Origin of the sequence: Frigoribacterium sp. NBH87 (assembly GCF_014217665.1) — a bacterium.
Lineage (GTDB): Bacteria > Actinomycetota > Actinomycetes > Actinomycetales > Microbacteriaceae > Frigoribacterium > Frigoribacterium endophyticum.
In genome coordinates this window covers 3,169,040-3,190,272 of sequence record NZ_CP043650.1, presented here as the reverse complement: position 1 = coordinate 3,190,272, position 21,233 = coordinate 3,169,040, and the positions used below count along the sequence as shown (strand labels likewise).

At 74.0% G+C, this 21,233-nt stretch carries 17 protein-coding genes; 7 read left to right on the top strand and 10 right to left on the bottom strand.

Annotated features, from left to right (window positions below; all coding sequences use genetic code 11):
* Window positions 1-205 precede the first annotated feature (205 nt).
* The 4 genes from prfB to F1C15_RS14840 all read right to left on the bottom strand — a co-directional run bounded on the left by prfB (window position 206) and on the right by F1C15_RS14840 (window position 4,354).
* Complete coding sequence (gene prfB / locus F1C15_RS14855) at window positions 206-1,312, bottom strand: peptide chain release factor 2 (RefSeq protein ID WP_056053657.1); 1,107 nt, start codon at window positions 1,310-1,312, stop codon at window positions 206-208.
* Window positions 1,313-1,395: 83 nt separating this feature from the next.
* Window positions 1,396-2,004: a hypothetical protein gene (locus F1C15_RS14850; protein ID WP_185232085.1), complete on the bottom strand. Its 609-nt coding sequence runs from the start codon at window positions 2,002-2,004 to the stop codon at window positions 1,396-1,398.
* Window positions 2,005-2,055: 51 nt separating this feature from the next.
* On the bottom strand, window positions 2,056-2,970 hold the full coding sequence (locus F1C15_RS14845) for a hypothetical protein (RefSeq protein WP_185232083.1): 915 nt from the start codon (window positions 2,968-2,970) through the stop codon (window positions 2,056-2,058).
* 217 nt (window positions 2,971-3,187) lie between these two features.
* The gene (locus F1C15_RS14840; RefSeq protein ID WP_185232081.1) at window positions 3,188-4,354 is read right to left on the bottom strand and encodes a cysteine desulfurase family protein; all 1,167 of its coding nucleotides are present in this window, start codon (window positions 4,352-4,354) and stop codon (window positions 3,188-3,190) included.
* Window positions 4,355-4,457: 103 nt separating this feature from the next.
* On the opposite strand from F1C15_RS14840, the gene glgX reads away from it, so the two are divergent.
* The 5 genes from glgX (at window position 4,458) to glgB (ending at window position 12,346) form a co-directional block, all read left to right on the top strand.
* Window positions 4,458-6,509, top strand: coding sequence for a glycogen debranching protein GlgX (gene glgX / locus F1C15_RS14835; RefSeq protein ID WP_185232079.1), 2,052 nt, complete (start codon window positions 4,458-4,460; stop codon window positions 6,507-6,509).
* Complete coding sequence (gene ybaK, locus F1C15_RS14830) at window positions 6,506-7,009, top strand: Cys-tRNA(Pro) deacylase (RefSeq protein ID WP_056053644.1); 504 nt, start codon at window positions 6,506-6,508, stop codon at window positions 7,007-7,009. Before glgX ends, ybaK begins: the two co-directional genes overlap by 4 nt.
* 2 nt (window positions 7,010-7,011) lie before the next feature.
* Window positions 7,012-7,335 (top strand): DUF1294 domain-containing protein, encoded by a 324-nt coding sequence (locus F1C15_RS14825; protein ID WP_255465333.1) that lies wholly within the window; start codon window positions 7,012-7,014, stop codon window positions 7,333-7,335.
* Between the two features lie 476 nt (window positions 7,336-7,811).
* On the top strand, window positions 7,812-9,809 hold the full coding sequence (locus tag F1C15_RS14820; RefSeq protein WP_370543601.1) for an alpha-1,4-glucan--maltose-1-phosphate maltosyltransferase: 1,998 nt from the start codon (window positions 7,812-7,814) through the stop codon (window positions 9,807-9,809).
* Between the two features lie 11 nt (window positions 9,810-9,820).
* Window positions 9,821-12,346, top strand: a complete 2,526-nt coding sequence (glgB, locus tag F1C15_RS14815) for a 1,4-alpha-glucan branching protein GlgB (RefSeq protein WP_185232077.1) — start codon at window positions 9,821-9,823, stop codon at window positions 12,344-12,346.
* 78 nt (window positions 12,347-12,424) lie between these two features.
* Here glgB and F1C15_RS14810 read toward each other — a convergent pair whose 3' ends face one another.
* Together F1C15_RS14810 and F1C15_RS14805 are read right to left on the bottom strand one after the other, a co-directional pair.
* Entirely contained in the window at window positions 12,425-13,417 is a 993-nt protein-coding gene (locus F1C15_RS14810; RefSeq protein WP_185232075.1) for a tetratricopeptide repeat protein, read from the bottom strand.
* Window positions 13,414-15,201, bottom strand: coding sequence for a hypothetical protein (locus F1C15_RS14805; protein WP_185232073.1), 1,788 nt, complete (start codon window positions 15,199-15,201; stop codon window positions 13,414-13,416). Before F1C15_RS14805 ends, F1C15_RS14810 begins: the two co-directional genes overlap by 4 nt.
* A 301-nt stretch (window positions 15,202-15,502) precedes the next feature.
* Between F1C15_RS14805 and F1C15_RS14800 the strand changes: the two genes are divergently transcribed.
* Together F1C15_RS14800 and F1C15_RS14795 are read left to right on the top strand one after the other, a co-directional pair.
* Window positions 15,503-17,401: a hypothetical protein gene (locus tag F1C15_RS14800; RefSeq protein ID WP_185232071.1), complete on the top strand. Its 1,899-nt coding sequence runs from the start codon at window positions 15,503-15,505 to the stop codon at window positions 17,399-17,401.
* A 53-nt stretch (window positions 17,402-17,454) separates the two neighbouring features.
* Entirely contained in the window at window positions 17,455-18,513 is a 1,059-nt protein-coding gene (locus F1C15_RS14795; RefSeq protein ID WP_056055779.1) for an AI-2E family transporter, read from the top strand.
* Between the two features lie 18 nt (window positions 18,514-18,531).
* On the opposite strand, the gene F1C15_RS14790 is transcribed toward F1C15_RS14795, so the two are convergent.
* The 4 genes from F1C15_RS14790 to F1C15_RS14775 all read right to left on the bottom strand — a co-directional run bounded on the left by F1C15_RS14790 (window position 18,532) and on the right by F1C15_RS14775 (window position 21,195).
* Complete coding sequence (locus F1C15_RS14790) at window positions 18,532-19,272, bottom strand: alpha/beta hydrolase (RefSeq protein ID WP_255465331.1); 741 nt, start codon at window positions 19,270-19,272, stop codon at window positions 18,532-18,534.
* On the bottom strand, window positions 19,269-19,574 hold the full coding sequence (locus F1C15_RS14785) for a hypothetical protein (RefSeq protein WP_056053630.1): 306 nt from the start codon (window positions 19,572-19,574) through the stop codon (window positions 19,269-19,271). Before F1C15_RS14785 ends, F1C15_RS14790 begins: the two co-directional genes overlap by 4 nt.
* A 114-nt stretch (window positions 19,575-19,688) precedes the next feature.
* Entirely contained in the window at window positions 19,689-20,450 is a 762-nt protein-coding gene (locus tag F1C15_RS16265) for a lytic transglycosylase domain-containing protein (RefSeq protein ID WP_255465330.1), read from the bottom strand.
* A 187-nt stretch (window positions 20,451-20,637) separates the two neighbouring features.
* Window positions 20,638-21,195 (bottom strand): DivIVA domain-containing protein, encoded by a 558-nt coding sequence (locus F1C15_RS14775; protein WP_185234413.1) that lies wholly within the window; start codon window positions 21,193-21,195, stop codon window positions 20,638-20,640.
* Window positions 21,196-21,233 lie beyond the last annotated feature (38 nt).

The window sequence follows — 21,233 nt, the reverse complement described above, 5'->3', positions numbered from 1 at the left end:
CGGGGATCACCCTAAGCCGAGGCCGCGCCCATCCAGGCAGCGACTCGCTGCGCCGCCCCGCCCGCGGCGGCTATGGATCCGCTGACAGGCAGGAGTCGCGGGTCGACCCCGCAGCGCGACGCCCGTCGCGCAGACGCGGACGTCGCCGCCCGGCTCAGCGGTCGCACGGGCTCAGCTGTCGTCGCGGCTCAGCGGTCGCCCGGGCTCAGCTGTCGTCGCGCTTGCGCCAGCGGATGCCCGCCGAGATGAAGCCGTCGAGGTCGCCGTCGAAGACGTTCGACGGGTTGTTGACCTCGTGCTCGCTCCGGAGGTCCTTCACCATCTGGTACGGCGCGAGGACGTAGCTGCGGATCTGGTCGCCCCAGCTGGCCGTGATGGTGCCGGCGAGCTCCTTCTTCTTCGCGTTCTCCGCCTCCTTCTGGAGCAGGAGGAGGCGCGACTGCAGCACGCGCATGGCGGCGGCGCGGTTCTGGATCTGGCTCTTCTCGTTCTGCATCGAGACGACCGTGCCGGTGGGGATGTGGGTCAGGCGCACGGCCGAGTCGGTCGTGTTGACGCTCTGGCCGCCGGGGCCCGACGAGCGGAACACGTCGACGCGGATCTCGTTCTCGGGAATGTCGATCGACTCCGTCTCCTCCATGAGCGGGATCACCTCGACGGCGGCGAAGCTCGTCTGGCGCTTGCCGGCGGCGCCGAAGGGGCTCATGCGCACGAGGCGGTGCGTGCCGGCCTCGACGCTCAGCGTGCCGAAGGCGTAGGGCGCGTCGATCTCGAAGGTGGCGCTCTTGATGCCCGCCTCCTCGGCGTAGCTGGTGTCCATCACGGTGGCCGACATGCCGTGCTTCTCGGCGTAGCGGAGGTACATGCGCAGCAGCATCTCGGCGAAGTCGGCGGCGTCGACGCCGCCGGCTCCGGCGCGGATCGTGATGACGGCGGGGCGCGGGTCGTACTCGCCGTCGAGGAGGGTCTGCACCTCGAGGGTGTCCATCATCTTCTGGAGCGCCTTCAGCTCGACCTGCGCCTCGTCGGCGCTCTCCTGGTCGTCGCCGTCGTTGGCCATCTCGACGAGCACCTCGAGGTCGTCGAGCCGCTGCTCGGTGGTCTCGAGCTTCTCGAGCTCGGACTGGCGGTGGCTGAGGGCGCTGGTGACCTTCTGCGCGTTCTCCGTGTCGTCCCACAGGTCGGGGGCGGAGGCCTGCTCGCTGAGCTGGGCGATCTCGGCGACGAGGCGGTCCTGGCCGATCACCGCACGGATGTCCTCGAACGTGGCCCGGAGGGCGGCAATCTGCTCAGAGAAGTCCAGTGCGATCATGGTGCCCGAGCTTACCGGCCCGGGGTGCGAGGGGCGTGCGGGGCCTGCCGGGCCACGCGTCAGCGCCGGGCGCGGGCCACGGATCAGCGCCGGGCGCGGGCCACGCCCGCCTCGCGCAGGGCGACGTCGGCGAGCGCCCGCACCACGGCGGGCTCCCCCGCGCGCCAGTCGGCGACCGGGTCGGTCGACACGGCGAGCGCCGCGCGGGCGTCACGGCCGGTGAGGGCGCGCAGCGCGAGCAGCTCCTCACCACCGGGCGTCGCGAGCAGCGACCGCGTCGAGGAGGCGCGGCGGACGAACCCGACGCGCCCGCGCAGCCACACCCAGAGCACGACGACGCTCGGCACCCCCGCGACGACGAGGCCCGCCACGAGGGAGGCGCGGGCCACGCCGTCCTGCTGCTGGCGGCCCGCGTCGGCGAGGGAGCCGCCCGCCCCGCTCGCCCCGTCGAACGGCGCGCTGGCCGCGCCCCCGACGAGCGGCAGGTCGCCCAGGATGCGCGAGGCGTCCTGCATCGCCCCCTGGAAGCCGGCCCCCGCCTCCTCGAGCTGTCGGCCGAGGTCGGCGAACCCGGCGATGAACTGCGCGATGGCGACGCCCACCACGACGAAGACGACGACGAGCCCCACGGCGACGAGGTCGCCCGCCACCTGCCGGGCACGGACCACGGGCGACGACGAGTAGATCTGCATGCCCCCAGTGTGTCCGCGCCGAGGGCTCGCGGCCCGTCAGCCCTGGGAGCGTCACCCCCGGTCACGCAGATCCCGGGCGAGGCGCACGAGGAAGGCGCCCGCCTGCGGCGCTGCGAGATGGTCGTCGGTGACGCGGTGGTAGGCCCACCCGTCATCGACGAAACGGGCGGAGCGCTCGATGTCGCGCCGCCACTGGCCGCGGTCCGACCGGTGGTGGTCGCCCTCGTACTCGACGGCGATCTTCTCCCGTCCGTAGCTCAGGTCGGGCGTCCCGAGCCACCGTCCGTCACGCGTCCGGCGGGCGACGTTGATCTCGGGTTCGGGCAGCCCGTGCCGCACGATGAGCAGCCGCAGCGACGTCTCCCTCGGCGACATCACTCCCGATCGGACGAGCGACAGGGCCGCCGAGAGCCGGGCGCGGCCCGGCCGTGTCCGCTGCCGTGCGACGGCCGCCGCCGCGGAGAGCGTCTCGATCGGCAGCTCCCGCGCCTCGAGGTGGGGGCTCCAAGGGCCCGCGAGGGCGTCCCCGATCTGGACCAGCTCGTCCCGGCCGAGGATCGTGGCGGCCTGGACCCACGCCTCCACCGGTGCGGACACCGGGCAGCCCTCGACCCGGCCGCGGGGCGTGCCCTCCTGCGCGCGGTGCCCCGCGACTCCGGCTCGTCGCCGCTGCCGACTCACCGTCGCGGCCACGTGGAGCGACTCGAGCTCTCGTCGACGAGGAAGGGGCAGCCCCCAGAGCTGGAGGGCGGTCACGTGGCTGAAGAACTCGTCGTCACGGAGCAGCGGCAGGAGGCATCGCGCGCGCTCCACCGTCGAGGCCGGCGGGCGAGGAGACCGGACGCCCCAGTAGGGGACGACGAGCCCGTCACCCCGCAGCCGGTCGAGCGTGATGCCGAGGCGCACGGCCTCGCGTCGCGAGAACGGGCGGGTCGACAGCGGAGCGGGGAGGGCGGACCGAGGCATGTCCGACCTTCTCGCCCAGTGCTGGCCCCCCGCTCCCGACCATCACCCGTCCGTGGACCACCGACCTGCCTCCCCTCTGTGGAGGACGCCCCTCCCCCGAGACCAAGAACGCGCCTCCCTCGTCAGTTGCCGATTTGAGGGGCTGCAGCGCCGTCTGAGCCCCCCAAAACGGCAACTGCCGACGCGAAGGACGGGAGGGAGTGAGGGAGTGGGCGGACTAGCGGGCGCCGAGGGCGGGGGCGCGGTCGGCGTAGCCGGCGCGGGTCGCGCGGGCGACGGCCTCCGGCAGCGCTGCGAGCAGCGCGTCGACGTCGGCGTCGGTGCTCGTGTGCCCGACGGTCATGCGGAGCGCGCCCCGCGCCTCCTCGGCCGTGAGCCCCATCGAGAGCAGCACGTGCGACGGCTCCGGGATGCCCGCCTGGCACGCCGACCCGGTCGACACCGCGACCCCGGCCGCGTCGAGCAGGAAGAGCAGCGAGTCGCCCTCGCACCCGGGGAAGGTGAAGTGCGCGTTGCCGGGCAGCCGGTCGACCGGGTCGCCCCGCAGCACCGCGCCCGGCACGACACGCAGCACGCCCTCGACGAGCCGGTCGCGCAGGGGCTCGTACGGCTGGTGAGGCTGCTCGGCCGCGACAGCGAACGCGGCGGCGGCGGGCGCGTCCTGCGTGCCCGACCGCACCTGGCGCTGCTGCCCTCCGCCGTGGATGAGCGGAACGACGGTCGCCGAGCGCGCCAGCACGAGCGCACCGATGCCGATGGGCCCGCCGATCTTGTGCGCGCTGACGCTCAGCGCGGCGAGCCCCGTCGACCGGAAGTCGATCGGCACCTGGCCGTAGGCGGCGACCGCGTCGCAGTGCACGGGCACCCCGTGGGCCGCGGCGAGCGCGACGACCTCGTCGACCGGCTGCATCGTGCCGACCTCGTTGTTGGCCCAGAGCAGCGTGACGAGCGCCACGTCATCGTGCTCGTCGAGGGCCGCGGCGAGCGCGTCGAGGCGCACGCGGCCGAGCTCGTCGAGCGGGATCGTCGTGACGACGGCTCCTTCGTAGCGCTCGAGCCACTCGACGGTGTCGACGGTGGCGTGGTGCTCCCCGCCGGGCACGAGGAGTCGCGGGCGCGGCCGGTCGGACTGCCGCGCCCACCAGAGGCCCTTCACCCCGAGGTTGACGGACTCGGTGCCCCCGGAGGTGAAGACCACCTCGATCGGGTCGCAGCCCAGGGTCGCCGCGACGCGCTCCCGGGACTCCTCGAGCAGCCGCTTCGCGCCCTGGCCGGCGGAGTGGATGGACGACGGGTTGCCGACGGTGCCGAGCGCCGCCGTGTAGGCCGCGAGCGCGGCCGGGTGCAGGGGCGTGGTGGCGGCGTGGTCGAGGTAGACGCTCATGCCCGGCTCCTCCTGATCTCGGTGCGACGGCCGGTCGGGCGACGCCCGGATCGGCGCTCCCGCCTCTCGGGGGGCGCTCCGCCGCTGATCTACTGTAAGTCCCGTGCCTGACGCCGATCCCCTCTCCGACCTCGGTGTGCGCGTGGGCCCCGAGGGCCCGACCCTCCGTGTGTGGTCCGCCGCGGCGACGCGACTGGAGCTCGTCGTCGACGACGCGCCCCACGACCGCGTCGTGCCGATGACCCGCGACGAGCACGACGTCTGGAGCGCCACCGACCACGCCCTCACCCCCGGCCGCCGCTACTGGGTCCGCGCCGACGGCGAGACCCGGGGCGGCGCGGTCTTCGACCCCGAGCTCCCCCTGCTCGACCCGTGGGCGCGCGGCCTCGGCCGCACCGGCCGCGGCGAGTGGCGGGCCACCGTCGTCGACGAGTCGTTCGACTGGGGCGGCGTCGAGAAGCCGCGCACCCCGCTCGACCGCGTCGTCGTCTACGAGGCGCACGTGCGGGGCCTCACGCGGCTCGCCCCCTTCGTGCCCGACGAGCTGCGCGGCACCTACGCCGGCCTCGCGGCCGACACGACCATCGCGCACCTGAAGCAGCTCGGCGTGACCGCGGTGCAGCTGCTGCCCGTGCACCAGCACGTCGACGAGCAGCGCCTCGTCGCGCAGGGCATCGAGAACTACTGGGGCTACAACACGCTCTCGTTCTTCGCGCCCCACGCGGCGTACGCGAGCCGCGACGCCCAGCTGGCGGGCGCCTCCGCCGTGGTCCGCGAGTTCAAGGGCATGGTCCGCCTGCTGCACGAGGCGGGCATCGAGGTCTGGCTCGACGTCGTCTACAACCACACGGCCGAGGAGGGCGAGGAGGGCGGCCCGGTGACGAGCCTCCGCGGGCTCGACGGCTCCGCCTACTACCGGCACGACGCCGAGGGCCGCCCGGTCGACGTGACCGGCTGCGGCAACTCGCTCGACACCAGCCACCCCGCCGCGCACCGGCTCGTGATGGACAGCCTGCGCTACTGGGCCACCGAGATGCAGATCGACGGGTTCCGCTTCGACCTCGCCGCCACCCTCGGGCGCGGCGCCGACCACGCCTTCGACCCCGAGCACCCCCTGCTGCACGAGATCGTCACCGACCCGGCCCTCGCCGGCGTCAAGATGGTCGCCGAGCCCTGGGACGTCGGCCTCGGCGGCTGGCAGACGGGAGCCTTCCCCGCGGGCTGGATCGAGTGGAACGACCGCTTCCGCAACCGCGCCCGCGACTTCTGGCTGACCGACGTCGCCGCCGCCCGTGCCCAGGGCACCCCTCCCACCGGCCTCGGCAGCTTCGCCTCGAAATTGAGCGGGTCGAGCAACGTCTTCGCGCACGACCGCGGCCCGCTGGCCGGGCTCAACTTCGTCACCGCGCACGACGGCTTCACGCTGCTCGACCTCGTCTCGTACGACGCCAAGCACAACCTCAGCAACGGCGAGCAGAACCGCGACGGCACCGACGACAACCGCTCGTTCAACCACGGCGTCGAGGGCCACAGCGACAACCCGTGGATCAGCGACGCCAGGCGCCGCTCGATGCGCAACCTGCTCGCGACCCTCTTCGTCTCGTCGGGCGTGCCGATGCTCACCGCCGGCGACGAGCGCGGCCGGTCGCAGCGCGGCAACAACAACGGCTACTGCACCGACAGCGAGCTGACCTGGGTCGACTGGGCGACGCAGCCCTGGCAGCAGGGCATCACCGACGACGTGGTGGCCCTGACCCGCGTCCGCGCCGAGAACCCGGCGCTGCGGCCGACCCGCTTCGGCCTCGAGGGCGCGTGCACCCTCAGCGCCAACGAGATCGACTGGTTCTCGGGCTCGGGCGCCGAGATGCACCCCGACGAGTGGAACGACCCGCACGTCCGCACGCTGCAGTACTTCGCGCGCTCCACGCCCGAGCACGAGGCGCCGAACGCGGTGCTGGTGCTCGTGCACGGCGCCGAGACGAGCACCGCCGTGACGGTGGCCCGGCACGAGGGCGTCGAGGGCTACGAGCCGCTCTGGACGAGCGACGACTCCGCCGACCTCCACCCGGTCGCGCCCGGCGACGAGGTGCTCGTCTCCGGCCCGACCGTGATCATCTACCGCGCCCGCCCCGCGACGGCGGAGGAGAGCGCGTGACCCGGAAGCCCGCGGGAGGCGCGGGCGGGCCGGGCACGCCCGCCACCGTCGCGCTCCTGGCCGCGGGGGTCCCGTTCACGGCGCACACCTACGAGCACCACGACACGGCGACGAACTTCGGCGAGGAGGCCGCCGCCGAGCTCGGCCTCTCGGAGGAGCGCGTGTTCAAGACGCTCGTCGCCGACGCGCAGGGCACCCTCGTCGTCGCCGTCGTGCCCGTCTCCCGGCGCCTCGACCTCAAGGCCCTCGCGGCCGCCGTCGGCGCCCGGAAGGCCTCGCTCGCCGACCCCGCCGTCGCCGAGCGGCGCACGGGCTACGTGGTGGGCGGCATAAGCCCGGTGGGCCAGCGCACGGCGCTGGCGACCGTCGTCGACGCGAGCGCCGCCTCCTTCGAGACCGTCTTCGTCAGCGGGGGGAGGCGCGGGTTCGACATCGAGATCGCCCCCGCCGACCTCGTGCGCGCCACGGGCGCCCAGCTGCTGCCCGTCGCGCGGGACTGAGCGTGGCCCCGCTGGTCGCCGACGCGTCGCTCGGCACCGCCGCGCTGCTCGCCCTCGGGGCGGCGCTGCTCGTGCTGAACGCGGTGACCGTCGTCGTCTACGCGCTCGACAAGCGGGCGGCCCGCCGCCGCACCCGGCGGGTGCCGGAGCGGACGCTGCTGGCCCTCGGCCTAATCGGCGGCTGGCCCGGGGCGCTCGTCGCGCAGCGGACGCTGCGGCACAAGACGCGCAAGGCGTCGTTCCGCCGCTCGTTCGTGCTCACCGTCGTGCTCAACGTGGCCGTCGTGGGCGTCGTGGTGGCCCTCGTGCTGACGCCGGCCGACTGAGGCGCCGCACCCTGGGGAGCAGCACGCTGCGCCCGCCGCACGCGTCCCGCCGGAAGGGATCGGGCTCCCCTCCGGCGGTCGACGGTGCGGACCGGACCAGCTCGGGCTAGGTCCGGGCACGCTCCGTCGCGCGTCGGCACGGCGCCGCCCGCCCCGGGCATGGCTGACCGGGGGCCGGGTGGACGACGCGTGTTCGGTTCACCTCGTGGTGCGAGGCGTCGAGGGCGCCGGGCTCTCAGGAGGGTTCAGGCTCCGAGGCGGGCTGGCCTTCTCGACGGATCCGACACTACTGGTCCCCCTAAGTGCGGACAAGCATTTCCGATGCACGCGCATGGACCCAGTTCGGGGGACGGACCGGTCAACCTCGGTGCCCGCACCCGCCCGGGGGCGCCCGCCGCGCCTCCTCGTCGTCCGGGGCGCGCACGCGGCGCGACGCACCGGAGCGGCTGCCTCCGATACCGGGTAGCGTCGCCTCCGTGGCTGCATACGAACCCAGAGTCGGGCGGATCCCCGTCACGGCGCTCTCCCCGACCACCCCCGACCGGGTCTTCCCGACCAAGGCCTTCAGCGGCGAGGTCGTGCCCTTCGGCGCGACCGTCTTCCGCGAGGGGCACGACGTCGTCGGCGCCGACCTCGTGCTCACCGACCCGGAGGGCGTCGAGACCCGGCACCCGATGGTCGCGGGCCTCCCCGGCACCGACCGCTGGACGACGGAGGTGCAGCTCGAGGTCGAGGGCGACTGGACCTGGCAGGTCGAGGGCTACACCGACGACTGGGCCACCTGGCTGCACACCGCCGAGATCAAGGTGCCGGCCGAGCTGGACGTCGAGGTGACCTTCACCCTCGGCAGCCGCCTGCTGGCCGCCGCCGCGGGCGACTACCCCGACACCCCGCTCGTGGCCGACGCGGCCAAGGCGCTCGGCAACACGTCGCTCACCCCCGGCGCGCGCCTCCGCGTGGCCACCGACCCCCGGCTCGCCGCCGTCTTCGCGGCCCGCCCGCTCGGCAGCCTGCGCACCCGCAGCGAGCCCGAGGCCCTCCGCGTCGAGCGCAGCCGCGCCGGCCTGGGCAGCTGGTACGAGTTCTTCCCCCGCAGCGAGGGCGCGAAGAAGCAGGCCGACGGCACCTGGAAGAGCGGCACCTTCCGCACCGCCGCCCGCCGCCTCCCCGCGATCTCGCGGATGGGCTTCGACGTCGTCTACATCCCACCCGTGCACCCCATCGGCACGACCTTCCGCAAGGGCCCGAACAACACCCTGACCGCGGGGCCGAACGACCCCGGGTCGCCCTACGCCATCGGCTCGGCCGACGGCGGGCACGACGCGATCCACCCCGACCTCGGCACCGTCGCCGACTTCCGCTGGTTCGTCGAGACCGCCCGCAACACCGGCCTCGAGCTCGCGCTCGACCTGGCGCTGCAGTGCTCGCCCGACCACCCCTGGGTCACCGAGCACCCGGAGTGGTTCACGCAGCTGCCCGACGGCACGATCGCCTACGCCGAGAACCCGCCGAAGAAGTACCAGGACATCTACCCCCTGAACTTCGACGACGACTACGAGGGCATCAGCCGCGAGATCCTCCACATCGTTCGCTGGTGGATCGAGCTCGGCGTCACGATCTTCCGCGTCGACAACCCCCACACGAAGCCGGTGCGCTTCTGGGAGTGGCTGCTGCACGAGATCCGCGAGACGAACCCCGAGGTCGTCTTCCTGTCGGAGGCGTTCACCAAGCCCGCCATGATGCAGGCCCTCGCCCAGGTCGGCTTCCACCAGTCGTACACGTACTTCACCTGGCGCAACGAGAAGTGGGAGCTCGAGGAGTACCTCACCGAGCTGTCGAAGGAGACGAGCGGCTGGCTGCGCCCGAACCTCTTCGTCAACACCCACGACATCCTCACGCCGTACCTCCAGTACGGCGGCCGCGCGGCCTACAAGGTGCGCGCCGCGATCGCCGCGACGGCCTCGCCGACCTGGGGCGTCTACTCGGGCTACGAGCTGTTCGAGGACGTCGCCCGCCCGGGCAGCGAGGAGAACATCGACAACGAGAAGTACGAGTACAAGCCGCGTGACTGGCAGGCTGCCGAGGAGGCGGGGGCCAGCCTCGCTCCGTACCTCACGCAGCTGAACCGCATCAGGTCGTCGCACCCGGCCCTGCGTCAGCTCCGCAACCTCGACGTCCACTCGAGCGACGACGACGCGATCCTCGTGTACTCGAAGTACCTCAGCCGCGCCCACACCCGCAGCGGCCGCGCCGACGCGATCATCGTCGTCGCCAACGTCGACCCCCACTCGGCCCGCGAGACGACCGTGCACCTCGACGTGACGAAGTTCGGGCTGCGCCCGGGCGGCACGTACACGGTGCGCGACCTGATCACCGGCCAGCAGTGGACCTGGTCCGACGACAACTACGTCCGACTCGACGCCTTCACGGAGCCCGTGCACGTGCTGTCGGTCGACCTGAACCGCGCCCCCTGAGGAGCACCCCGATGAGCATCTTCCGCCACCCGAAGCCCCAGCCCGAGGAGCCCGGGCGCGGCGCCGCCGCGCAGCCCGCCGCCCCCGAGCCCGAGACGGCCCGCCCGTCGTTCGACGAGATCATCGCGCCGGGGACGGCCCCGGCGGCCGAGCCCGCCGCGGTCGAGCCCGTCGCGGCGCAGCCCGCCGAGCCCGTCGCCACGCCCGAGCCGGCCGCGGTCGAGCCCGAGCCGGAGCGCGACCCCGTCGTCGTGCCCGAGCCCGAGCTCGTCGCCGAGCCCGAGCCGGTCGTCGTCGAGCCCGAGCCCGAGCCCGCCACCGCCGCCCCCGAGGACCCGACCCCGCCCGACGTCCGCGTCGACGAGTCGGCCCCGGCCCCGGTCGTCGCCCTCCCCGTCCTCGACGAGAACGAGGTCCTCGCCGCCGTCGAGGGCCGCCACGGCCACCCGCACGCGATCCTCGGCGAGCACGTGCGCGACGGGGTCACCGTCGTCCGCGTCGTGCGGCCCCTCGCCGAGACGGTCACCGTCACCGGCGCCTCCGGCGAGGTCGTCGCCCTCGAGCACCTCGTGCACGGCCTCTGGCAGGGCGCCGCCCACGCGCCGCTCGGCGGCTACGAGGTCACCGCCACCTACGACGGCGGCTCTCCCTGGGTCGCCGACGACCCCTACCGCTTCTCCCCCACGGTCACCGAGTTCGACCTCTACCTCTTCGGCGAGGGCCGCCACGAGCAGCTCTGGAAGATGCTGGGCAGCCACGTGCGCGAGCACGAGGGCGTGCGCGGCACCTCCTTCGCGGTCTGGGCGCCCCACGCGAACGCCGTCCGCGTGAAGGGCGACCTGAACGGCTGGGACGCCGCCCGCCACGCGATGCGCAAGCTCGACGGCAACGGCATCTGGGAGCTCTTCGTGCCCGGCGTCGTCGACGGTGCGTACAAGTACGAGATCCTCACGCCCGACGGCGCCTGGGTGGACCGTGCCGACCCGATGGCCCGCCGCTCCGAGGTGCCGCCGGCCACCGCCTCCGTCATCACGAAGGCCGCGCACGCCTGGTCGGACGACGACTGGATGACGCAGCGCGCCGCGACCGACCAGCACCAGGGCCCGATGAGCGTCTACGAGCTGCACGTCGGCTCGTGGCGCCCCGGCCTGAGCTACCGCGAGCTGGCCGACCCGCTGGTCGACTACGTCACCGCGCTCGGCTTCACGCACGTCGAGTTCATGCCGCTCGCGCAGCACCCGTTCGGCGGCTCGTGGGGCTACCAGGTCACCGGCTACTACGCCCCGCAGAGCACCTACGGCTCCCCCGACGACCTGCGCTACCTGATCGACCGCCTGCACCAGGCGGGCGTCGGCGTGATCATGGACTGGGTGCCCGGGCACTTCCCGAAGGACGAGTGGGCGCTCGGCAACTTCGACGGCCGCAGCGTCTACGAGCACTCCGACCCGCGGCGCGGCGAGCAGCCCGACTGGGGCACGCTGGTCTTCAACTTCGGCGACTCGAAGGTGCGCAACTTCCTCGTCGCGAACGCCCTCTACTGGCTCGAGGAGTTCCACATCGACGGCCTCCGCGTCGACGCGGTCGCCTCGATGCTCTACCTCGACTACAGCCGCAACGACGGCGAGTGGCTGCCGAACGAGCACGGCGGCCGCGAGGCCACCGAGGCCATCTCCTTCCTCCAGGAGGCGAACGCGACGGCCTACAAGCGCCACCCCGGCATCGTCATGATCGCGGAGGAGTCGACCAGCTGGCCCGGCGTCTCGCGCCCGACGAGCGAGGGCGGCCTCGGCTTCGGCCTGAAGTGGAACATGGGCTGGATGCACGACACGCTCGACTACGTCGAGAAGGACCCGGCCTACCGTTCGTACCACCACGGCGAGATCACCTTCTCGTTCCACTACGCGTGGAGCGAGAACTTCATGCTGCCGATCTCGCACGACGAGGTCGTCTACGGCAAGGGCTCGCTCTTCGAGAAGATGCCCGGCGACGAGTGGCAGAAGCGCGCGAACCTCCGCGCCTACCTCGCCTACATGTGGGGCCACCCCGGCAAGCAGCTGCTCTTCATGGGCTCCGAGTACGGGCAGCCCACCGAGTGGAGCCAGGAGAACGGCCTCGACTGGTCGGTGCTCGAGCGCCCCGAGCACCAGCAGGTGTTCGACCTGGTCAGCGAGCTGAACGCCGTCTACCGCCGCGAGAGCGCCCTCTGGGCCCACGACTTCGACGTCGAGGGCTTCGAGTGGATCGACGGCGGCGCGGCGCAGCAGAGCGTCGTGGCCTTCCTCCGCAAGTCGGGGCAGGGCGAGTCGGTCGCGGTGCTCGCGAACTTCTCGGGCGTGCCGCAGACCATGCGCCTGGGCCTGCCGGAGGCCGGCACCTGGGACGAGATCCTCAACACCGACGCGACGGTCTACGGCGGCTCGGGCGTCGGCAACTTCGGGGCCGTCACGGCGACGGACGCCCCCTGGGCGGGCCGCCCGGCCTCGGCGGACGTCGTCCTGCCGCCGCTCGGCGTGGTCTGGCTGAAGCTGCGCCGCTGAGTGAACGCCGCACACGACGGAGCCCCCCTCGACCTGGTCGAGGGGGGCTCCGTCGTTCTCGGCGCGGTGCGGGGCGGCTCAGTAGAGCAGCATCGTGAGGCGTCGACGGGCGGCCGCGACGCGCGGGTCGTCGAGGCCGACGATCTCGAAGTACTCGAGGAGGCGCTTGCGGGCCGCGTCCTTCCCCTCCTGGTCGAGGGAGGGGAAGACCGTCAGCACCCGGTCGAACGCGTCGTCGACGTGGCCTCCGCTCACGTCGAGGTCGGCCACCGCCAGCTGCGCGTCGACGTCGGTCGGAGCCGCCGCGGCCTCGGCGCGGACGTCGGCGAGGGAGGCGCCCTGCAGTCGCGAGATCAGCGAGACCTGGGCGAGCCCCGCGACGGCCAGCTGGTCGCGAGGGTCCTGCGCGATGGCCGTCGTGTACGCCGCGATGGCGGCGTCGTAGTCGCCGCGGTCGATGGCGTCGTACGCGTCCTGGTGGTGCGGGGGCAGCGGCTCGGGCTCGGGCTCGGGCGTCTCGCCCTCCCCCGCCGGGGCGCCGTCGACGACCGCGGTGCCGGTGACCCCGTTCTGCGCGGCGAGCTCGAGCACCTGCTCGAACACGTCGCGCACCTGCGCCTCGGGGAGGGCGCCGACGAAGAGCTGCACCGGGCGCCCGCCGATCACGGCCGCGACGGCCGGGATGGACTGCGCCTGGAAGGCCTGCGTCAGCTGCGGGTTCGCGTCGACGTCGACCTTGGCGAGCACGAAGCGGCCGCCGTACTCGGCGACGAGCTTGTCGAGCACCGGCGAGAGCTGCTTGCACGGGCCGCACCACTCGGCCCAGAGGTCGACGATCACCGGGACGGTGTTGCTCAGCTCGAGGAACTGCGTGAACGTCTCGTCCGTCGCGTCGAGCACGAGCGCCGGCACCGCGACGGAGGCGGCGGGCGCTCCCCCGTCGGGCGGCGTCGGGGCGCCGGGCGACCCGGCGGCGGCCGCCCCGGGCGCCGGAGCCGGCGGCCGGTTGACGAGCGACGAGAGGTCGACGGCTCCGCGGAGCCCGGAGGGCACGGGGGGCAGGGTGGTCATGGCAACTCCTTCGCGGCCGTGAGGGCCTGGCTGAAACCGAGCAGGACGATCTTGTCGTCGCTGCCCACGGGAGGGACGGAGAAGAGCAGCTGGACGCCGTACGTCGCTTCGATGCCCTTCGTCGACTTGTCGAGGCCGACGAGCGTCTTGACGACGCCCGCGGGGTTGACCTCGGCGCCGGCGGCGGTCGGCTTGACGGTCTCGACCTCGTCGAGGCCGACCGACACGATCGCGCCGGCGTCGTTCGAGGCGAACGCCACCGGGGTCTCGGCGTCGGGCGTCGAGGTGTAGTCGATCGACGCCGTCGTGGGCAGGCTCGCCCGCTTGGCGTCCTTGTAGGCCTTGCCGATCTTGTCGCGGAGCGTGTCGCCCTCGGCCTGGAACTGCGGCGCGTACTGGCTCTCGTCGCCGTTCCGGAGGATGTCGCCGTAGGCCTCGGCGAGCTGGTCGGGCCGCAGCGTCAGCAGCTTGACGTCGGGCGCGAGACGGGCCGCGCCGAGCGAGGCCGGGGCCACCGTCGGGAGCGTCGCCTGCGCCTCCAGCGCCTGCAGGTACTCGACCTTGTACGGGTCCCGCGCGGTCTCCTGCACCAGGGTGAGGGCGATCGGCGCCTTGGACGCGTCGGCGTCCTGCACGACGGTGAAGAGCGTGCGCGGCCAGGTGTCGGCCTGCTGCGGCAGGGTGAGCGTCAGCTCGCCCGAGGGGACGCCGATCGGCCCGGCGGCCGCGGCGTCCTTCGCGCGGATCTGGTAGTTGGCCTCGCGCTGCTCGAGGGCGGGGCCGACGAAGCGCTCAGCCGCCGAGGTCGCGTCGAGCGCGGCGTCGGCGGCGGAGGCCGTCGCGGCCACGCGAGCGACGATGCGCTCGGCCTGGGCCTCGGTGACGACGGGAGGCTGGAGCTCGGTGCCCTCGTCGTCGCCCTCCGCGCCCGGCGTCGCGGTGGCCGTCGGGGTCGGAGTGCTGCCGTCGCCGGCGCCGCCCACGGCGCTCGGCCAGTAGTCGGCCGTGCAGCCGCCCAGGGCCAGCGACGACACGAGCACGACCGGCACGACCGCGACCAGCCGCCTCCGGGCGCCGCGCTTCGAGGCGCCGATCGCGGGCGTCGCGCCGGCGCGGATCGCCGAGCGGCGCGGCGGGCGGGGCAGCTTCGGGCGCTTGCCGTCGCTCGACGTGCGGCGCGGGCCGCGGGTGCGGCGGTGGTGGGCGATCGCCCACACGTAGAGGAGCACGCCGATCACGAGCACGACCAGCCCGCCGACGATCAGGGGCCCGGCCGTCGGCGTCGAGGCCGACAGCGGCCACGTGACGCGCAGCTGCGACGGGGCGGGGTCGGTGCCGTCGGAGAGGATCACGAGCGAGATGTCGTCGGGGGCGTCGAGCGAGAAGGTGAGCGAGGTGCCCTCGTACTGCTCGTACCAGAGGTCGCTGTCGGCGGGGGCGGGCGCCGTGGCCTCCGACCCCTGCACGACCTGGGTCTCCAGCTCGCCGGTCGCGTCGTCCCACGCGACGCTGTTGTAGGTCGTGTCGCCGACCCAGCCGAGCACGTCGGAGGTGCGGCCGTAGGCGGCGAAGACCGTGCCGCCGCCCGCCACCGAGATCGTCTGGCGACCGTCGTGGCCGTGCAGCGCCTCGGCGGGCACCACCGTCACGACGGCGTCGGAGGACTCGGTCGAGACCGTCGACGACACGCTCTCCGGCGGCGCGAAGACCGTCCTCTGGGCGAAGCCCAGGCCGACCATGACCGCCGCGAGCACGACGACCACGACTGCGATGATGAAGCGCACGTTACCTCTCCCTCCGTGCCACCATCCCGGTCGGGTCCGAGCACGCGCCAGTACGACGCGGCCTCGTGCGGGCCTGGCCGAGGAGGCCGGGCGCGGCAGCAGAATTTAAGACGGCTCAGCGTATCCGACCAGCCTGTGAGCCGCACGCCCGGGGCCCGGCAGCCGTCCCGGGGGCCCGCGCCGCGACTCCCCCGCCCCCACCGGGGCGCCGCGCCGACGCGGCTCCGTGCAGGCGTCGTGCCCTAAAATCGTCCCGCCGAGACGCGACGGGTCGTGCTCGGCACCGACGCGAGGAGACACAGTGGCCGCTGACGACGCCGAGTTCGGCACCGAGCTCCGGGGGTACCGCAAGGACGACGTCGACAAGGCGCTCGGCGAGCTCCGCCGCGAGCTGATCAAGGCGAACGCCGACCGCGCCGACACCGCGAGCCGCGTCAAGGAGCTCCAGGGGCGGCTCGACGAGGTGCAGCGCGAGCTGGAGGAGGCGGGCACGCCCACCTACTCGGGCCTCGGCAGCAAGCTCGAGCGCACGCTCCGCCTCGCCGAGGAGCAGGCCACGGCCCTCGTCGGCCAGGCCGACATCGACGCGGAGCAGCTGCGCCGCTCGTCGTCCGACGAGGCGCGTCAGGTGCTCGACGACGCCCGGGAGCGCAGCACCGCCCTCCTCGACGACGCCCGGGGCCGCGCCGCCGCGCAGGTCGCCGAGTCGACCGCCGAGGGCGACCGCCTGGTCTCGCGCGCCCGCGGCGAGGCCCGGTCCCTCCTGCAGGAGGCCCAGCGCGACTCCTCGGCCATGCGCGGCGCCGCGGCGACCGAGGCCGCCGAGAACGTCTCGACCGCGCGCCACGAGGCCGCCGCCGTGCTCTCCGCCGCCGAGCGCGAGGCCGCCGAGCTCCGCGCCCTCGTCGAGCAGGAGGTCGCCGCGGCCCGCGACGGCGCCGCCGAGCTCGCCCGGACCACCGCGCAGGCCCGCGAGCAGTTCGTCGCCGACAGCGAGCGCCAGCGCGCGGACCTCGACCGGGAGGGCGCCGCCGTCCGGGCCGAGCTCGCCCGGCTCGACGAGACCACCCGTGCCGACCTCGAGCTCGAGGTCACGACCCGACGCGACGACCTCGCCCGCGAGATCGACGCGGCCCGTGCCGAGCTCGACGACGACGTCGAGAACACGCGCGCCGACCTGGCCCGCGACGTGGCGGAGACCCGCGCGGCGCTGGCCGCCGACTCCGCGCGCGTCCGCGCCGAGCTCGAGCTCGAGCTGACGACCGGGCGCGCGGAGCTCGAGCGCGAGGTCGAGGCGGCGCGGGCCGACCTCGCCCACGAGCTGGCGACGGCCAGGGCGCAGGCCCTCGCCGACGTCGCCGCCGACCGGGCGCGCCTCGAGCGCGAGGTCGCGGAGGCGCGCGAGGCCCTCGCCGTGGAGCTCGCGGCCCGCACCGCGGAGGTCGACCTGGCCACGGCCACCGCCCGGGAGGAGATCGAGCGGACCACCACCGAGACGCGCGACCGCCTGGCCCGCGACGTCGAGCAGCAGCGCGAGCGCCTCGAGCGGGAGGAGGCCGAGCTGCGCGCCCAGGTCGAGGTCGAGGTCGCCAACGCCCGCGCCGACCTCGACGCCGAGGTCGCCGAGAGCCAGGCCCGCCTCGTCGACGACGAGGAGTCGCAGCGCGTCCGCCTCGCCCACGAGGCCCGCACCGTGCGCGCCCGGCTCGAGGCCGAGCGCGACGACGCCGTCGCCGAGCTGGAGCGCGAGCTCGAGGCCCGGCGCAGCGCGGCCGACGTCGAGCTCCGCACCCGCCGCGACGAGACCGACCGGGAGCTGGTGCAGCGTCACCACGCCGCGGTCGCCGAGACCCAGGGCTACCTCGACGAGGCCGGCGCGCAGCTCGAGGAGGCTCGTCAGCGAGCCGTCGAGGCGCGCCGCGAGGCCGACGAGCTCGAGCGCACGAGCGCGGAGCACTCGCGCACCGTGCGTTCCGAGGCCGACGCCGCGGCCCACGAGACGGTGAGCGAGGCCGAGGCCCGCGCCGAGCGGCTCGTCGCCGACGCCGAGGAGCGGTCGCGCGGCCTCGTCACCGACGCGGAGTCGCGGCTCGAGGCCCTGCGCGACGAGCGCGACGAGGTGGCCAGCTACCTCGAGGGCCTGCGCCGCGCCCTCTCCGGGACGGCGTCGGGCGGTGACGACTCCGGTACGACAGAGTAGGCAGTCGGCGGCACCGCGGTGAGCGGTGCCTCCGTCGTCGACAGGAGCACCCCGTGAAGATCCACAACCCGTTCCGCCTCGGACTCCTGGCGGGCCTGGGCGTCCTGGTCGCGCTCGTGATCGGCGGGGCGGTCAGCGAGCTGTCGACGGTGCTGACCTACGTCGGGGCGGCCATCTTCATCGCCCTGGGGCTCGACCCGATCGTCTCCTGGCTCGAGAACCGCCGCGTGCCGCGGTCGCTGGCGATCGTCATCGTCTTCCTGGCCGTGCTCGGCGCCTTCGTCGGCGTCGTGTTCGCGATCGTGCCCGTCATCGTGAGCCAGGCCACCGCGCTGATCACGAGCCTCGTCACGTACCTGCAGAGCGTCACGACCCAGCAGTTCGTCGACAACCTGCAGTCGCTCGTGCCGCAGAACGTCATCGACGTGCAGGACGGCCTCGACGCCCTCGTCGACTTCCTCACCAACCCCGACAACGTCCTGACCATCGGCGGCGGCGTGCTCGCCGTCGGCGTGGCCATCGGCAACGGGGTGTTCGCGACGGTCGTGGTGCTCATCCTGACGCTCTACTTCACGTCGTCGATCAACACCTTCAAGCGCGGCATCTACAAGCTGGTGCCCGCGTCGAAGCGCCCGAAGTTCGCCGACATCGCCGAGCAGATCAGCACCTCGGTGGGGCGCTACGTCATCGGGCAGTTCACGCTCGCCGCCATCAACGGCATCGTGAGCTTCGTCTTCCTCAGCGCCATCGGGGCCCAGCAGCCGGCGGTCTTCGCCTTCATCGCCTTCCTCGGCTCGATCATCCCGCTGGTCGGCACGATCAGCGGCTCGGCGATCATCGTGCTCGCGCAGATCGCCCTGCTCCCCCAGTCGCCCTCGACCTGGATCACGGCGGCGATCTGGTACATCGTCTACATGCAGGTGGAGGCCTACGTGCTGAGCCCGCGCATCATGCGCCGCGCCGTGCACGTGCCCGGCGTCATCGTCGTGATCGCGGCCCTCACCGGCGGCACGCTGCTCGGAGTACTCGGCGCGCTCATCGCCATCCCGGTGGCCGCGTCCGTCCTGCTGATCATCCGCGAGGTCGTCGTGCCCCGGCAGGACGCCCTCTAGCCACCGAGCAGCGCCCGGTCAGCTCGCGGGCCAGGTCGACGGCAGCGGCAGGGCGACCGCGGGGGCGACGCGCGCGACGATCTCGGTGAGCACGCGCGTGGTCTGCTTCTCGCCGACCCAGAGGTGCTTGCCTCCCTCGACCGCGACCACCTCGAGGCCCGGCACGACCGCGAACCGGCTCCGCGCCTCCTCGGGGCGGAGGTAGTCGTCGAGCTCGGGCACGACCGCGACGATCGGCACCTCCGACGCGTTCCAGGCGCGCAGGTGGTCGTCCGTGGCGCGGTGGAGGGGCGGTGACAGCAGCAGCAGGCCCGCCACGTCGACGTCGGTGCCGTGCATGAGCGCCACCTCGGTGCCGAACGACCAGCCGACCAGCCACGGGGTGGGCAGGCCCTGCTCGGCCACGAAGCGCACCGCGGCGCGGAGGTCCGCAGCCTCGGCGACGCCCTCGCCGAACTCCCCCTCGGAGCGGCCCCGAGGCGACGACACGCCCCGGAAGTTGAATCGGAGCACGGCCACGTCGGCGAGGGCCGGGAGGCGCCCCGCGGCCTTGCGGAGCACGTGCGAGTCCATGAAGCCCCCGGCCGTGGGCAGCGGGTGCAGGGCGACGATCGTGGCGACCGGCTCACGGTCGAGCGGCAGGGCCAGCTCGCCGACGAGGGTCAGCCCGTCGTCGGTCGTGAGCTCGACGTCGCGGCGGCGCGCGGGCAGCTCGACGCCCCCGCGGATCTCGACGGGGGCGGGGTCGGGGGTGCTCACGAGATCCTCCAGCAGTGCGTGTGCCAGTGACGGCGGCCGGCGAGGTCGTTCGCCTCGCCGAAGATGCCGTCGGCCCGCCAGGCGACGACGTGCGGGGTGGCGGGGGCGATGGTCAGCGAGCAGCCGGGGCAGGTGTACTCCTTGACCGCGGCGGCGGACGAGACGGCCTGCACCGTGTAGTCGCGGCCGTGCCGGGTCTCGACCCGGGGCCCGCCGAAGAGGGCGCGGCTGATGTCGTGGGAGTCGCTGTCCGTGCCCGGGGTCCGGTCGCGGGGACGGCGCGGTCGGTTGCTGCGGGGCATGTCGACCAGCGTACCGGCGGCACCGCGGCCTGCCCGCGTCGGGGCCGTACGACGACGGCGCCCCCGCTCTCGCGGAGGCGCCGTCGTGGCGTCGGGCAGGTGGCGCGCCCGGGCTCAGTACCAGTTGACCGACTGCGAGTGGCCCCAGGCACCGCAGGGGTTGCTGTAGCGCCCCTGGATGTAGTTCAGGCCCCAGGTGATCTGGGTGGCGGGGTTCGTCTGCCAGTCGGCGCCGACCGAGGCCATCTTGCTGCCGGGCAGCGCCTGGGGGATGCCGTAGGCACCGCTGGAGCGGTTGGCCGCGTACACGTTCCAACCGGACTCCTTGTTCCAGAGCGAGACGAGGCAGTCGTACTGGTCGCTGCCCCAGCCGCGGGCCGCGACGAGGTCGGCGGCGATGGCCTTCGCACTGCCCGGGTCGGGCGTGCCGGCGACGGGCGCCGTGCCGGTGCTGGGCTTCTTCGCCGCAGCGGCGGCCCCTGTGCCGGTCGACGCGGCCGACGCATCGGCGGTCTCTTCGACGACGGGCTCCGGCTCGGGCGGCGGGGGCGGCGGCGGGACGGTGACCCCGTAGGAGTCGCGGTCGGCGGTCGTGACGACGCCGCTGGCCACCGTGACGGTCTGGCCGGGAGCGGTCAACGCCGCGGCGGCGGCCGGGGTCGTCGTCGCGGCCTCGGCCCCGGCGAGCGGGTTGACGAGGGACGCACCGATGAAGGCGGCCGTCGCGCAGAAGCCGATCATCGGCAGGACCACGTGGCGCCGGGGCGCCGGTCGCGCGGCCACGGACGTCGACGCCCCGGCCTGGGCCCGGGCCATCTCTGCCGGGACGACCGAGGCGGGGAGCCTGCGGTGCACCGTACGGGGTCGGGAGATCACGACCGGGTGATCTCGAGGAGTCGTGCCGGGGGTCGGAGTCGCTGAGTGCCTGCCCATGAGTTCGTCCAGGGTAACGGATCGATCACGGCACGGCTAGGGCCCCCGGCGCGTGTCGCCGTCGACGTCGGGCGGTCGGGCCGTCAGGCCGTCAGGCCGTCAGGCCGTCAGGGCACGGGTGGCCAGGGCGTCAGCGGACGGCCAGCATGACGTCGACGACCGCGTCGAGCACGAGGTCGACCTGCGCCTCGCGGTAGCCGCCCCGCTGGGGCCGGAACACCGCACCGCGCACGTCGTCGATGCTCAGCGCCCGCCCGTCGCTGAAGTACCCCTGGAGTCGGCGCACGAGCCGGTCGACGTCGCCCTTGTGATACCCCGGGGTGAAGATGCTGACCCGGTCGAATCGGTGCCCCTGCGGGCGGTCGAGGCGCGCCACGATCTCCTCCGCGGTCGACCGGGCGTCGCCGAGCCACGAGTCGTCGCCGCGCGTCGTCCTGGCGCGCTCGCGCTCCCGCGACGCGAAGGCGTCCTCGAGCCGCTCCAGCGCGGCGTCGACGTGGGCGGTCGAGTAGCCGCCCTTGGTCATCGCGAAGGCGGTGCGGCGGATGCGCGCCGAGTCCACGTCGCCCTCCCCCGGCGCTGCGGCGTACGCGGCACGCGCCTCCGCCAGGAAGGCGTCGACCTCGGACTCGTCGTAGCCCCGCTGGCCCTTGGGCGCGAGGGGGAAGGTTGTGCTCACGCGCACCATCATGCCGCATCGCCCTCGCTCGGCCCGGGAAGGCCGGG